We start from the raw sequence: 13,800 nt of genomic DNA, 5'->3' as shown, positions 1-13,800 counted from the left end.
ACACATGGACTACACGGACACAGAGACGTTCACGACGATACTGGACAGGACCGAGACCCGGGAGAAGGGCAACTGCTTCGAGGACTTCACGGAGGGCGACCGCATCGAGCACGCCCCCGGCCTCACCCTCTCGAACTACGCCAACGAGCTGTGGGCGAGCCAGACGCTCAACCACGACCCGATCTACTGGCGGACCAACGCCGCCCGCGCGGTCGGCTTCGACGAGCCGCCGGTGCATCCGGACTACCTGCTCGCGGCCGTGATGGGGCCGACCGTGGAGGACCTCTCCGAGAAGGGCGGCTACTTCCTCGGCCGGACGAACGTCAGGTACCACGACCAGACGGTGACGCCGGGCACCGAGCTCCGGGTCAGCTCGACGGTCCGATCGACCGCCAGCTCATCCTCCCGGCCCGAGTACGGCATCGTCACGTGGGAGACGGAGGGCGTCGACGCCGAGACGGGCGAGCCGCTGGTCAGCTACGAGCGGACGAACATGATCCCGCGGCGGGAGCCCGTGGCGACCGACGGCGGCGAATCCGCGACCGCCAGCGACGGCGGTGACGCCGACGCCGACGAGGAAGCCGACGCACCGCCGTCAGAGTTCGTCACGCCCGACGGCGACCGCTTCGGCGACTTCGCCGCCGCGCTCGACGAGGCCGAGGACCGTGACGCGGCCGTCGCGTACCGCCACGAGCGCGGTCGCACCATGGACGACGTCATGGTCGCGACGCTCCCGCTGATGACGCTCAACACGGCGAAGCAGCACCACAACGTCGACGTGATGGCGGACTCGCCCTCGGGCGACATCGTGGCCTACGGCGACGTCACCCGCTCGGTCGCGCTCGGGCACGCTCGCTCGGACGAGGCCACCTACCGCGAACTCGGCAGCGACGACGAACAGTTCCACACGTTCGTCACCCCGGGCGACACCGTCTACGGCTTCACCAGGGTCCTCGACGCCGAGGCGACCCACGACCACGCCGGCACCGTCACCTTCGAACACATCGCGTTCAACCAGCACGACGAACCCGTCTACTCGGGCACCCGTCGCGCGCTCATCCAGCAATGACAGACATCGCACGCACCTTCCAGACCGCACCGGCCGCCGTCCCGCGCGACAACACGGCGAAGTACCTCGACAGCGCCCTCGGCAGCGAGGGGTTCGCCTGCCCGGACTGGCTCGTTCCGGACCTGGAGGACGGCACCGCGCCCGACATGAAGGCCGAGGCGCTGGAGAACGTGGTCGACCGGCTGCCCGAGCACGCCGACGACTTCCCCGGCGAGATATGGCCCCGCGTGCAGTGGGCCTACGACGACGAGGGTGCACGAGAGCAGGGCCGCGAGGAGATCAGGCGCCTCGTCGACGAGGTCGGCGAGCACATCGACGGCGTCGTCGTCCCGAAGGTCGGTCGTCTCGAGGACGTGAAGGACGCTGCGGGCGTCATCGCCGACGCCGAGCGCGAGTTCGGGTTCGTCGACGACGCCATCGGCATGGCGGTCATCGTGGAGACCGCGGCCGCGAAGTCCGACCTCCGCGAGATCTCGCTGTTCGGTGCGAACTCGCGGCTCGACGCGCTCGTGTTCGGTCCGGTCGACTACACCGCCGAACTCGGCGGGCGCGAGCTCGACGGCGAGCGCCCCCGGTGGGACGGTCTGCTGGAGGACCTCTCGAACGAGGCCAGCGCGAACGACCTCGTCGCCATCGGCGGCCCGTACGACCGGCTGTTCACCGAGCGCGCCGGCGTCACCTTCTACAACGGCGACGGCTACGCCGACCACGTCGAGCGCGAGGCCCGCGTCGGCCTCGACGGCTCGTGGTCGCTCTACCCCAAGCAGACCATCCAGGCGAACCGCATCCACATGCCCACCACCGACGAGCTGGCGCGCGACGTCCGCAAGATAGAGGCGTTCCAGGAGGCCAAGTCCGCGGGCACGGGCGCGGTCACCGTCGAGGGCCAGATGGTCGACGAGGCGACGTTCAAGAACTTCGTCAACACCGTCGAGACGGTGCGGACCATCGACGAACGTCACCCCGACCAGACCGACGAGGCGTACGAGGACGAGCTGCTGGACCGAGCGCTCACCGTCGATACGACCTGGGAGTAGTCAGGAGAGCGACCGCTCCAGCAGCTTCCGGTTCCTGACGTTCGCCTTCCACGTCGCGTCGAAGAGGTCCCCGACGACGGGGATACTGCCCATCGCGACGTCCAGCCCGACGTTGACGAGCATCAGGGCGATGGTCCGCTTCTTCACGCCCGCGAGGAGTGCCTCGCCGACGATGTACATCGACAGGACGGCGGGTATCAGGTTACCGACGAACGGCAGGAGGCCCAGTATCGGGTCCAGCCCGAACCGCCAGCCGACGACGGGGATGCGGATGGCCTCGTCGAGCAGCCACGCGACCCGCTTCGTCCGCCGGAGCGCCGGGTGTGTCGGTTCAGGTTCCATGCCCTACTAATCGATGTCAGCGAGCAAAAGTTCGCGGGTCAGGTGCGGTCTGCTGTCAGTCCACCGTCTCTCGTTGCTTGCGGGGCTCCGGAACTGGATTCACGACCCCGAAGAGCAGCCTGTTCAGCCCGAACCCGACGGCCATGCCGAGTATCGACGGGGCGATGATGCCGACCGGAACCGAGCTCGTCACAGCCGACACAACCAGCGCGACGATGGCGAGCGTTCCAGCGCCGATGAGCGTCCACTTCCCGGCCTCGCTGCGGTCCGCAGCGGCACCGAGAAGGAACGAGGCGGCTGTTACTCCCATCCCGACTCGTAGCCAGTCGTGGCTCCACGCGACGGTGGAGAGGCTCCACGCGACGCCGACGAACACGAGAGACATGAGTAGGTCGCGGCGGACGATGGTATCCTCGACTGTCATCGACATATCAGAACAATTGCTTGTTACCCGCGTAACTCTTTCGCTGGGGTTCTCACGGCTGGTCCGAAATTGGGTGGCACCGGTCACTCCGTCTCGGCTATCTCGACGGCCACCTCGTTCCGGCGCATGAACGGCGGCGTCCACGGGTCGTTGTACCGGAGCAGGTACGGCTCGCCCGTCAGTTCGAGGCCCTCCTCTGCGAGCGTCGACAGCAGCTGCTCCTCCAGGCGCTCGACCCGCCAGTCCGGCGCGTACCACGAGAACTGGATCACCGCCACGGTCTTCGGTGGCTCGACGACCAGCCGGACCGTCGAGTCGGTCGGTACCGGCGCCGACTCCGGTCCGTACTCCGCGGGCAGGTAGAACGCCATGCGCGTCCCGCCCTCGTCGGTGTCGGACCGAACCGGTGCGGTCATCGACACCGACGCGCCGCCCTGCGTCTCGACCGGCGCCGTCATCTCGATCTCGTCCTGCCGCTCGTTGTCACCCGAGATGTACCGGAACAGCCGCCGGAAAGCGGTCATCTGGTCCGCTGCCGTCGTCTCGACGAGCACGGTCCGCGGGTAGCGCCGTATCTCGACGCCGTCGAGTTCCCGGACGAGTTTGTAGGGCACCTCCTCGGCCGACCGCGACGAGTAGGCGCCCCAGGCGATCCAGCCCCCGAGTGCGAGCGCGCCGCCGGCGAGCGCTGTCTTGGTGAGTCTGTTCATGGCTGACTGTACGCTAGCCGGACAGATGAACCAGATGCCTTACCGGTGGGGTTGGGATTCGAACCACGGTCGGACGTGCTCGCTTCGCTGCGCGCGCCCTCCCTGATTCGAATCCCAACGTAACCGCTTCGCTCCTCACGTTCGTTCGGAGCAGAAGCGGTGGGGTTGGGATTTGAACCCAAGAGGCATGACGCCACCTGCTTTCAAGGCAGGCGCAATGGGCCGCTCTGCCACCCCACCTCGTGCTGGGATTCTGCGCTCGGCTCCTAAGAGTTGTCGGTTGCCGGCGTCAGTCCCGGACGAGCTCGGGGCCGTCCTCGCCCTCGACCACGTGGAGCCCGTGGTCGCGCACGAACTCGGTGGTGAACTTCGGGACGATGCGGCCGGCCTTCGCCCGGGCGCGGATCAGCGACACGACGTCGGCGAGGTCGGAGCCGGCCTCGACGGTCCGGTAGCTCGGCAGGAAGTCGACGTCGAGGTCGGCGTCCTTGGCGCGGTCGACCAGCGTCTCGACGGCGGGGGTCGCGAACGCACCGTCGAAGTCGATGGGCTGGCAGAAGGCTGCGGTCCACACACGGCCGTCCGTGGCGGGGCCGACGACCACGTCCGAGGTCCGGAGCTTCATCGCTGCGCTGTCGACGTCCTTCCGGCCGACGAGGGGGGCATTGCCATCGAGGACCAGCACCGAGTTCTCGCCCTCCTCGCGCAGGAGATGGGTGACGGTGTTGCCGACGCGCCCGTCCCGGGTCGAGCCGACCTGCACCTCGAACCGGACGTCGTCGGGATCCTCGGCGGCGTCCTCGACGACGGCCCGGACGGCCTCCGCGGCGGACTCGTCCGGGTCGACGAACTCGTCGGCGAGATCGTCGTCGTCGCGGTAGTTCACGAGGACGTCGCCGCCGGACTGGTCGGCGGCGAACACGGCGTCTGCGAGCATCGCCGCGTAGCAGTCGGCGGCCTCGGCGGGCGACAGCGGTGAGGTCTCGGCGAGTCGAGGCATGGCGAGCCCCTCGCGCGGGGGCTCGGCGAGGACGACCACGAGTGTCATGTCCGAACCTGTCGGCCGCGGGGCCTTCAAGCCGCCGTTCCGCCCCGATGGGTGGGAATTAAGTCGGCGCCGGTCGCGTGTGTCGGTATGAACTGGCTGAAGGCGCTCGGGTTCCTCGTTCCGTTCGGCATCGTCCTCTCGGCGGTCACCTCGGTGGTGCTCCTCGGGAACGGTCTGGCTGCCCCGCCGGAATCGGTGTCCGTCGCGCCCGCGGCGGCGACGCTCGCGGTCGTCGTGCTGGTCGTGCTCGGCCTGCTCGTCGCGGGCGGTCGCTCGCGTCGCTGGCTCTCCGGACAGTACTGGTGACCAGCGCGTGGCCTACCGTTCTCTGCGGCCCTTCGTCTGCCGGTAGTCCGAGGCCATCAGCGCCGCGAACCGCTCGACGAACGTCTGGACCTGCTCGTCGGAGGCTTCGCGCGGCGGAATCATCGGGACCAGCTCGAAGCCTCTGCCGCGGATGGCCTCGCCGTGCTGCTCGGACAGGTCCAGCTCGGCGGCGGGCGTCGTGGTGTACTCCGTGCCGATCTCCGCGAGGGCGCGCTCGCCGACTGGCACGATGATCTCGGGGTTGATCATCCGTATCTCCGCGTTGAGGTAGGGTTCGCAGGTGGCGACCTCGTCGTCGGTCGCGGGACGCTCGGGATGGTGACATCGGGTCAGCGACGTGAGGAAGACGTTCGCGAGCTCCGGCTCGTCCGGGTCGTCGTCGACGCGTCGGAGGCCGAGCCGCTGGAGCACCCGCCCGAAGGCTCCGTCGCGGCCGAACGGTACGCCTGCGGCCTCTGCGGCCGCGTCCGGCCCGTCGCCGACGAAGAGGAAGTCCGCCCCCACGTCGCCGTAGCCGTGGACGACGCGCTCGCGTCGCTCGCAGAGGTCGCAGTTCGTGCAGTCCTCGTCCATGCCGAACGGGTTCGCGAGGTCGTCCTGGTTGGCGTCCACGTCGGGGGCGAGGCAGGGCACGGACAAAAGTCGTCTGGAGCGTTCGTTACCAGAGGCTATGGGGTAAGTATATGTCCACTGGTCGTAAACGATTGCCTGGGCACGTATGCACGGAATCGTTCCGAAGTCCCTCAAGGACTTCGTCGTCGATAGGTACGACACAGAGACCTGGCGGGCGATCCAGGAGGAGGCGGGCGTCCCGGGCAAGCTGTACGTGCCGGTCAGCGAGTACACCGACGAGGAGACGCTCGCGCTGGTGTCGGCGGCATCGGCGCTCTCGGGCGAGGACGAGGCGGACCTGCTCTACGAGTTCGGTCGCTACGCGGTCGGGCCGCTCGTCGAGACCTACGGCGTCCACGTCGACGGCGAGTGGACCGGGCTGGACCTCCTCGCGAACACGGAGACGTACATCCACCGGGCGCTGCGGGCGAAGCAGCTCTCGGAGTTCACGCCGCCGAAGCTCCAGTCGAAGCGCCTCGGAGAAGACGCCGTCGTCGTCCGGTACGGGTCCGACCGCCAGCTCTGCATGCTCGCAGAGGGCATCATCGACGGGGTCGGCGAGCACTACGACGAGATGTATCGGGTCGACCACCGGACCTGCCAGCTGGAGGGCGACCCGCACTGCGACCTCGTCGTCCGGCGGCCCGAGGAACCGTTCGCGTCCGACTGAGGCCGGAGAAACGGACACCACCGGGCGGCCCGGACTACCGACCGAGCCCGCCGCGCTCTTTCACCTCGAGGATGAACTTCACGTTCCGGATCACGTCCTCGGGGGTGGTCTCCTCGTCAGCGTCGTAGATGTCGCTGGTGCGGTAGAGGATGTTCGCGAGCTGCTCGGACTCGGAGCTCTCGGCGCGGATCTCCTCGGCGACCTCCCTGAGGAACGCGACGGTCTCCGGGTCGTGTTCGGGGAGCGGGTCCGACGGACCGCCGTCGCCCCCGTCGCGCCCGGCCTCGGCGCTGTCGTCACCCATCGTCGATCACCGTGTGTTCGCCTGCTTCTGTCGCCGGACGAAGCCGACGTTGTTCGCGACGTTCTCCGTGATCTCCCTGAAGGCCGCACCGGTGTCGCTGTCCGTGTCGAGGACGACCGGCCGGCCCTCGTCGCCGCCGGTTCGGACCGCGGGGTCGAGCGGCACCGACCCGAGGAACGGCATGTCGTGGACGTCGGCGAAGCGCTCGCCGCCACCCTCGCCGAAGATGGCGTGTTCGCCGCCGCAGTCGGGGCACCTGAACGTCGCCATGTTCTCCGCGATGCCGAGGACGACGGTGTCGTGCTTGCCGAACATCTCCAGGCCCTTGCGGGCGTCGTCGAGTGCGACCTCCTGGGGCGTCGTGACGATGACCGACCCGGTGACGGGAACGGTCTGGAGCAGCGTCAGCTGCGTGTCGCCGGTGCCCGGCGGGAGGTCGATGACCATGTAGTCGAGGTGGCCCCACTCCACGTCCTCCCAGAGCTGCGTGAGCACCTTGTGGACCATCGGGCCGCGCCAGATGACGGGGTCGTCCTCGCCGACGAGGAACGCCATCGACATCAGCTTCATCCCGAACTGTTCCGGGGGAACGAGCTTCTCGTCCTCGGTCGCGCCCGGCGGCTCGTCCGCGTCGACCATCCGCGGGACGTTCGGACCGTACACGTCGGCGTCGAAGAGCCCGACGCTCGCGCCCATGTCGGCCAGCCCGGCGGCGATGTTCACCGCCATCGTCGACTTCCCGACGCCGCCCTTGCCGGAGGCGACCGCGATGACGTTCTCGACGTTGGGGAACACCTCGTCGCCGGCGGCGAGGTCGTCGACGATGCGTGCGGAGAGGTCCAGCTCGACGTCGGTGTCCGAGAAGGCCTCGCGCACCGCGTTCGCGATGTCGGTCTCGTTCGGGGAGTACGGCGCGCCGAGCGCGAGCGAGATGGCGACGGTGTCGCCGTCGACCGATACGTCGTTGACCAGTCCGAGCGACACGATGTCGTCACCGAGGTCGGGGTCCTCGACGGTCCCGAGACGGTCGAGGACGGCGTCTTCGTCCATGTCTCCTTCTCCGGGCGAACGGATGGTAAGGGCTTCGAAGCCGGGAGCAGCTGGGAAGGGAAGTCCGGCGGCTAAAATATTCTTTAGCTAACACTTTTCCATCGGTGGGCCCTGCACTCTTCCATGCCCGACCCAGCTATCCGGACGGACAGGCGCACCGAGTTCTCGGTCCAGCACGCGGCGGCCGGCAGACGCGACCAGCCCGGCGACGACGCACCGACCCTCGAGACCGGTACGACCATCGTCGCGCTGACTGCCCCGGGGGCGGTCGTCGTCGCGGCCGACCGCCGGGCCAGCCTCGGTGGTCAGTTCGTCGCCAACAAGGACGTGACGAAGGTCGAGCGGATCACCGACCGCGCCGCGCTCGCGCTCTCCGGCTCGGTCGGCCCGCTCCAGTCGTTCACGGACACCCTCCGCGCTGAGGCGAACCTGTACGAGGCCCGTCGGGGCGACCGGCTCTCGACCGAGGCGCTGGCGAACGTCGCGGGCAACCTGGTCCGCGGTATCCCCGCGCAGGTCGTGCTCGCAGGCGTGGACGAGAGCGGCCCCGCGGTCTACGAGCTCGACGGCGGTGGCAGTGTCATGGAGACCGACTACGCCGCCGGCGGCAGCGGGATGCAGGTCGCCTACGGCACGCTCGAGGGGCGCGCCGAAACCGTCGAGAGCGTCGACTCGGCCCGCGAACTCGCCGCCGACGCGGTCGCCGCGGCCAGCGAGCGGGACACCGCCAGCGGCAACGGCGTCAGCGTCGCCACGGTGACGGCCGAGGGCGTCGAGATGGACGAAGCAGCCGAGCCGGGGGAGGGGGTGTAGATGCAGGGCGACAGCGACCGGCGGAGCTACGACCGCGGCACCAGCATCTTCTCCCCCGACGGCCGGCTCTACCAGGTCGAGTACGCCCGCGAGGCCGTCCGGAAGGGAAGCGCGACCGTCGGCGTGACGACCGCCGAGAGCGTCGTGTTCGCCTCGGACACCAGCACGCGGTCGCCCCTGCTCGAACGGGACAGCGTGGAGAAGATCCACGACGTGGACGGTCGCCTCGGCATCGCGAGCGCGGGCCACGTCGCCGACGCCCGTCGGCTGGTCGACGAGGCGCGCCGGTTCGCCCAGACGGAGCGGCTCCGCTACGGTGACGCCCCCGGCGTGGAGACCACCGCGAAGGCCATCGCCGACGTCGTCCAGGAGTCTACCCAGACCGGCGGGATGCGTCCGTTCGGCGTCGGCCTGCTCGTCGGCGGTGTCACCGACGGCGAGCCACGGCTGTACGAGACCGACCCTTCGGGGACGCCCTCGGCCTGGCGCGCGACCGCCGTCGGGAGCGACGGCGACGTGATCCGGGACTATCTCGAAACCGAGTACACGGACGGCCTCGACACCGCCGACGGCCTCGCACTCGCGCTGGACGCGTTGCGCGCCGGCGCGGCTGACCTCACCGCAGCGGAGGTCGCCGTCGCGACGATGGACGCCGACGGCTTCCGGACCGTGGACACCGACACGGTCGCCGGCCACTTCGGCGGCGCGTCGTAAGCGGTCCCCCGCGAGCCGTTCGAAGGCGCATCCGTTTTGTCCCCTCGTGTCTGATAGGTCGACATGGAAACGACTGCACGCTCCGCTCGGCTCCGCCTCGCGGTGGTCGTCTGGGGCGTGCTCGTGTCGCAGGTGTTCCTCTACCCCGGCCTCTCGGACCTCGTGAGCGCGCTCGGCGCGCCGCCGGGCATCCAGGCCGGGATGTGGTTCCTCGTCGCGGAGTTCGCGGCGTTCGTCACGTTCGCGGGTGTCTGGGGCGTCGTCAGCGACGTGACCGGCAAGCGCGTGCCGTGGGTCGTCGTCGGTGCCGCCGGCGGGGCTGCCTGCTATCTCGTGCTGACCCAGCTCCCCTCGCTCGGACTCGGCTGGGAGGCCGTCCTCGTGGTCCGTCTCGTCGGCGGTGCGCTGACCATCGGGGCGTTCTCGCTCGCCATCACGATGCTGATGGACCTCTCGGGCGGTCACGGCCGGAACATGGGCGCGGCCGGTATCGCAATCGGGCTCGGGGCCGCGCTCGGCTCCGTCGTCGGTGGCCAGCTCTCGACCGTCGGGGCCCTGACGCCGCTGTACGCGAGCGCCGCCGTCCTGCTCGCGGCGGGGCTTCTCGCCGCGACAGTGCCCGACCGCACGCCCTCGAAGAGTCCCGGGGTCGGTGCCATCCTCGACCGGCTCCGCGACCGCCCGTCGCTCGGGGTTCCCTACGCCTTCGGTTTCATCGACCGCTCGACGGCCGGCTTCTTCTCGCTGGTGGGCGTCTACTACTTCCGGGACGTGTTCGGCCTCGACGCCGCGATGGCCGGGCTGACGCTCGCCTGCTTCTTCCTGCCCTTCGCACTGCTGCAGTATCCCTTCGGTTCGCTCTCGGACCGGATCGGCCGGTTCCTCCCGGTCGTCGGCGGCTCGGTCGTCTACGGGCTGACCATCGTCGCGGTCGGCGTCGCGCCGGTCTACCCGCTGGCAGCGCTCGCGATGGTCGCCGCCGGGGTCTGTGGCGCGCTGATGGCCCCGGCGACGATGGCACTCGTGACCGACATCGCCGCCACGGACCAGCGCGGGGCCGCCATGGGCGGGTTCAACGTGTTCGGGAGCCTCGGCTTCCTGAGCGGCTTCCTCGTCGGCGGACTCGTCGTCGAGTCGGCGAACTACCTGACGGCGTTCCTCGTCGTCGGCGGGCTGGAACTCGCCATCGCGCTGGTGGCGTTGCCTGCGGTTCGGCGGGTCGCGCCACGGGTTCAGGAACAGCCGTCGTGAGTGGTCGACAGAATCTTCAGAATCAGACTGACTCCGCCTCGGCAACCTCCGCGTCGGTCGCGTCGCCGGCCTCGGGCGTCGCCGTCTCGACCGTCCGGCGCTGGTGCTCGACGACCGAGCCGTCGCGGCCGACGTACAGCACCAGCTCCTCGTCGTCGAGTCTTGTCGTGACGCGCACGGCGAGCGGGTCGGTCGAGAGCAGCGACTCGCGCCACTCGCCGCCGACGTTCCAGACGGGGCGGTCGGTCACGTCCTCGTCGTGGTCGTGGTAGAAGGCGACGACGCTCGGGTGGTCGAAGACGGTGAGCGCGACGGGACAGCGCAGCCGGTCGCCACAGCCCTCGCAGGCGTACCGGGCGGTGACGGGTCGCGGTTCGTCGGCTGGTTCCTCGTCGCTCGGCCGGGCGTCGTCCTCATCCACGGGTTCGACCCGCGCATGTACCGTCCCACCACAGGTCGGGCAGACGCCGTCGTCGAACGCGCCGATGCGGTGGCGGTGGTACCGGTCGAAGGCGGCGGGGAGGTTTTCGTCGTCGTGGGTCGCGTAGCCGGCCGGCGGGAACGGGAGTTCGAGCAGGTCGCGTTCGCAGGCGGTACAGCCGACCGTGGTGACGTTGTCGGCGACACGGGCTTCGAGCCCCTGTTCGTCGCAGAACGGACAGGGGTCGTCGAGGCCGACAGGTTCGCGGTCGACGCTGTCGGTGTACGCGCCAGCGGCGATGCCGCGGGCGACTCGCAGGCCGGCGTCGGTGGGCTCGTAGCGCTCGTCCTCGCGCTTCCGGACGAACGTGCCGACGAGCTGGCGGAGGTGGTAGGCGAAGCCGGCGGAGGTGTCCTCGTCGCTGGCGTCGAACAGCTCCGAGAACGAGCGGTCGACGGGCCCGCCGTCCTCGACGAGCGTCCGCAGGACGCCCATCCGGGTCTCGCTGCCGAGCGCGCCGAAGGCATCGCTCGCGTCGTCGCCGTCGGTCATGGCACCGCGTAGTCCCCGACGAGGCAAAGGTCTGCTGCCCGCGGTGACCGTCGTGGACAGCCGAAACCGTATCGATGCATGGTAACATGGGTCGAACAATTTCTTTATACTGGGGGTCGACGATTCGAACGAGGAAAACGATGCTCCAGGTCCCCGACTTCGAAGCCTGATTCTTCCCGCCACCCGGGCCGGGTGGCGCGGTCGGTCACGTCTCGGCCGTAGCCGCGGCACTGCGGCTGCTCCGGCGACTCCCCACCGACCGACCGCTCGACGGACTGGAGCATCGACGCCCGACGCCACACTCGTCGGGCGACACACACGGACCATCCGTGAGGAACACACCATGTACGAGACCATCGCAGCCACGACGCACGAAACCACGACGGAACAGATCCACGAGACGACGCCCGCACAGAGCGACGGGCCGACGACCGGCGCGACCCCCGCGACCGCGACGCACCGGACAGGGCGGTTCGGACGAAGACGCCTGCGACGACCACGGACACCACCGACGACACGATGACGGACACACCACACGACGACGACGACGATACGTTCGAGGAGCAACGGGAGCGGGTGGACCGACCGATGGTCCGCCTGTTCAGGGAGTACGGCCGGGAGCACTGGCTGGCAATCGTCGGCGGCATCGTCATGGGCCTGGCCGCCCACACGATGGCGCTGCTGCCGACGTACGTGCTCGCCGAGACCATCGACGCGGTGTTCCTGCAGACGAAGCCGCAGTACTCGCTGCCGCTGGTGCCCCAGGCGGTCGTCCCCGGCACGCGGACCGGTCAGTTCTGGTTCTCGGTCGCGCTCGTGGGACTGACCTACGTCTGCTCGACCGTGTTCACCTGGCTGATGGGGCTCGGGCTGAACTCGTTCGCCCAGTCCGTCCAGCACACCGTCCGGTCGGACAGCTACGACGCCATGCAGCGACTGGACTACGAGTTCTTCGCCGACAAGCAGACCGGCGAGCTGATGAGCGTGCTGAACAACGACGTGAACCGGCTGGAGCAGTTCCTCAACGGCGGGCTGTTCATCGCCACGATGCTCGTGGTGAACGTCGGCGTGACCGCGGTGCTGCTCGCGTACCTCCAGTGGCAGCTCGCCATCCTGACGATGGTGACGGTGCCGCTCATCGGCTACTTCACCTACAAGTTCGTCCAGATCATCCAGCCGATGTACTCAGAGGTGCGCTCGACGGTCGGGCAGCTGAACTCCCGGCTGGAGAACAACCTCGGCGGCATCGAGGTCATCAAGGCCAGCACGACGGAGGACTTCGAGGCCGACCGCGTCACCGACGCCTCGAACGAGTACTTCGAGCGGAACTGGGACGCCATCACGACGCGCGTGAAGTTCTTCCCGGGCCTCCGGCTCACCGCCGGCGTGGGGTTCGTGCTCACGTTCGCCGTCGGTGGCCACTGGGTGCTGACGGACCAGGCCCCGCCGTTAATGAGCGGTTCGCTCAGCGTCGGGACGTTCGTCGCGTTCGTCTACCTGGGCCAGCGGTTCATCTGGCCGATGAGCCAGTTCGGCGAACTCGTCAACCTCTACCAGAACGCCCGCGCCTCGGCCGAGCGCATCTTCGGGCTGATGGACGAGCCGAAGACGCTCGGGGCCGACGATGACCTGCCCGACCTCGCCGTCTCCGGGGGCCGCGTCGAGTACGACGACGTGACGTTCGGCTACGAGGACGACGAGACGGTGCTGGAGGACGTCTCCTTCGACGTCTCCGGCGGGGAGATGCTCGCGCTCGTCGGCCCGACCGGGGCCGGCAAGTCGACGGTCCTCAAGCTCCTGCTCCGACTCTACGACGTCGACGATGGGTGCATCCGCGTGGACGGACAGGACATCCGGGAAGTGACCCCGGCGAGCCTGCGCGACGCCGTGGGCTACGTCAGTCAGGACACCTACCTGTTCTACGGGAGCGTCCGCGACAACATCGCCTACGGCCAGTTCGACGCGACCGACGAGGAGATTCGGCAGGCTGCGAAGGCCGCCGACGCCCACGAGTTCATCACCGACTTCTCGGACGGCTACGACACCGAGGTCGGCGAGCGCGGCGTCAAGCTGTCGGGTGGCCAGCGCCAGCGCATCGGCATCGCCCGCGTGCTGCTCCGTGACCCCGACATCCTCCTGCTCGACGAGGCGACCTCCGACGTGGACACGGAGACCGAGCTCCGCATCCAGGAGAGCATCGAGGACCTCGTCGAGGACCGAACCGTGGTCGCCATCGCCCACCGGCTCTCGACGGTGAAGGACGCCGACCAGATCCTCGTACTGGAGGAGGGGTGGGTCGAGGAGCGCGGCACGCACGACGAACTGCTCGCCGTGGACGGCACGTACGCCGACCTCTGGGGCGTGCAGGCCGGCGAGCTGGAGACGATTCCGGGGATGTGACCTCGCCGAGACCACCCGATCACCGCCGGTTCCGTCGCCCGAAACCGGTCAGTTCC

At 69.1% G+C, this 13,800-nt stretch carries 16 protein-coding genes and 1 tRNA gene; 8 read left to right on the top strand and 9 right to left on the bottom strand.

The features are described from left to right. Positions 1-4: 4 nt before the first annotated feature. Positions 5-1,069, top strand: coding sequence for a 2-methylfumaryl-CoA hydratase (gene mch / locus ACSG06_RS09920; RefSeq protein ID WP_440990100.1), 1,065 nt, complete (start codon positions 5-7; stop codon positions 1,067-1,069). Further along, on the top strand, positions 1,066-2,106 hold the full coding sequence (citE, locus tag ACSG06_RS09915; protein ID WP_440990099.1) for an L-malyl-CoA/beta-methylmalyl-CoA lyase: 1,041 nt from the start codon (positions 1,066-1,068) through the stop codon (positions 2,104-2,106). The genes mch and citE overlap by 4 nt, the downstream gene beginning before the upstream one ends. On the opposite strand, the gene ACSG06_RS09910 is transcribed toward citE, so the two are convergent. The 5 genes from ACSG06_RS09910 to ACSG06_RS09890 all read right to left on the bottom strand — a co-directional run bounded on the left by ACSG06_RS09910 (position 2,107) and on the right by ACSG06_RS09890 (position 4,630). Beyond that, positions 2,107-2,448 (bottom strand): DUF4112 domain-containing protein, encoded by a 342-nt coding sequence (locus ACSG06_RS09910; RefSeq protein ID WP_440990098.1) that lies wholly within the window; start codon positions 2,446-2,448, stop codon positions 2,107-2,109. Positions 2,449-2,503: 55 nt separating this feature from the next. Next, a complete protein-coding gene (locus tag ACSG06_RS09905; RefSeq protein ID WP_440990097.1) occupies positions 2,504-2,878 on the bottom strand; it encodes a hypothetical protein in 375 nt (124 codons plus the stop codon). A 77-nt stretch (positions 2,879-2,955) separates the two neighbouring features. Continuing rightward, the gene (locus ACSG06_RS09900; RefSeq protein WP_440990096.1) at positions 2,956-3,582 is read right to left on the bottom strand and encodes an SOUL family heme-binding protein; all 627 of its coding nucleotides are present in this window, start codon (positions 3,580-3,582) and stop codon (positions 2,956-2,958) included. Between the two features lie 157 nt (positions 3,583-3,739). Then, positions 3,740-3,822 (bottom strand) — tRNA-Ser (locus ACSG06_RS09895). 49 nt (positions 3,823-3,871) lie between these two features. Further along, positions 3,872-4,630, bottom strand: a complete 759-nt coding sequence (locus ACSG06_RS09890; protein ID WP_440990095.1) for a DUF2064 domain-containing protein — start codon at positions 4,628-4,630, stop codon at positions 3,872-3,874. Between the two features lie 87 nt (positions 4,631-4,717). On the opposite strand from ACSG06_RS09890, the gene ACSG06_RS09885 reads away from it, so the two are divergent. Continuing rightward, positions 4,718-4,936 (top strand): hypothetical protein, encoded by a 219-nt coding sequence (locus ACSG06_RS09885; RefSeq protein ID WP_440990094.1) that lies wholly within the window; start codon positions 4,718-4,720, stop codon positions 4,934-4,936. Between the two features lie 12 nt (positions 4,937-4,948). On the opposite strand, the gene ACSG06_RS09880 is transcribed toward ACSG06_RS09885, so the two are convergent. Next, a complete protein-coding gene (locus ACSG06_RS09880; protein ID WP_440990093.1) occupies positions 4,949-5,569 on the bottom strand; it encodes a uracil-DNA glycosylase in 621 nt (206 codons plus the stop codon). Positions 5,570-5,675: 106 nt separating this feature from the next. On the opposite strand from ACSG06_RS09880, the gene ACSG06_RS09875 reads away from it, so the two are divergent. Continuing rightward, positions 5,676-6,239, top strand: a complete 564-nt coding sequence (locus tag ACSG06_RS09875; protein ID WP_440990092.1) for a heme NO-binding domain-containing protein — start codon at positions 5,676-5,678, stop codon at positions 6,237-6,239. A 34-nt stretch (positions 6,240-6,273) separates the two neighbouring features. On the opposite strand, the gene ACSG06_RS09870 is transcribed toward ACSG06_RS09875, so the two are convergent. Then, positions 6,274-6,543: a DUF7976 family protein gene (locus ACSG06_RS09870; protein WP_440990091.1), complete on the bottom strand. Its 270-nt coding sequence runs from the start codon at positions 6,541-6,543 to the stop codon at positions 6,274-6,276. Positions 6,544-6,549: 6 nt separating this feature from the next. After that, on the bottom strand, positions 6,550-7,593 hold the full coding sequence (locus tag ACSG06_RS09865; RefSeq protein ID WP_440990090.1) for an Mrp/NBP35 family ATP-binding protein: 1,044 nt from the start codon (positions 7,591-7,593) through the stop codon (positions 6,550-6,552). A 123-nt stretch (positions 7,594-7,716) separates the two neighbouring features. On the opposite strand from ACSG06_RS09865, the gene ACSG06_RS09860 reads away from it, so the two are divergent. From ACSG06_RS09860 to ACSG06_RS09850, 3 genes are all read left to right on the top strand, one after another. Further along, entirely contained in the window at positions 7,717-8,406 is a 690-nt protein-coding gene (locus tag ACSG06_RS09860) for an Ntn hydrolase family protein (protein WP_440990089.1), read from the top strand. Further along, positions 8,407-9,120 (top strand): archaeal proteasome endopeptidase complex subunit alpha, encoded by a 714-nt coding sequence (locus ACSG06_RS09855; RefSeq protein ID WP_440990088.1) that lies wholly within the window; start codon positions 8,407-8,409, stop codon positions 9,118-9,120. 63 nt (positions 9,121-9,183) lie between these two features. Continuing rightward, positions 9,184-10,371 carry an MFS transporter gene (locus ACSG06_RS09850; RefSeq protein WP_440990087.1) on the top strand — a complete coding sequence of 396 codons (1,188 nt, stop codon included), beginning with the start codon at positions 9,184-9,186 and terminating at the stop codon, positions 10,369-10,371. A gap of 22 nt (positions 10,372-10,393) precedes the next feature. On the opposite strand, the gene ACSG06_RS09845 is transcribed toward ACSG06_RS09850, so the two are convergent. Next, positions 10,394-11,344, bottom strand: a complete 951-nt coding sequence (locus tag ACSG06_RS09845) for a DUF7351 domain-containing protein (RefSeq protein ID WP_440990086.1) — start codon at positions 11,342-11,344, stop codon at positions 10,394-10,396. A 519-nt stretch (positions 11,345-11,863) separates the two neighbouring features. Between ACSG06_RS09845 and ACSG06_RS09840 the strand changes: the two genes are divergently transcribed. Beyond that, positions 11,864-13,744: an ABC transporter ATP-binding protein gene (locus ACSG06_RS09840; protein ID WP_440990085.1), complete on the top strand. Its 1,881-nt coding sequence runs from the start codon at positions 11,864-11,866 to the stop codon at positions 13,742-13,744. Positions 13,745-13,800 lie beyond the last annotated feature (56 nt).

It is taken from the genome of Haloarchaeobius baliensis, assembly GCF_052060055.1.
GTDB lineage: Archaea > Halobacteriota > Halobacteria > Halobacteriales > Natrialbaceae > Haloarchaeobius > Haloarchaeobius baliensis.
The sequence above is the reverse complement of the archived record's forward strand: the minus strand, read 5'-3'. Positions and strand labels throughout refer to the sequence as shown.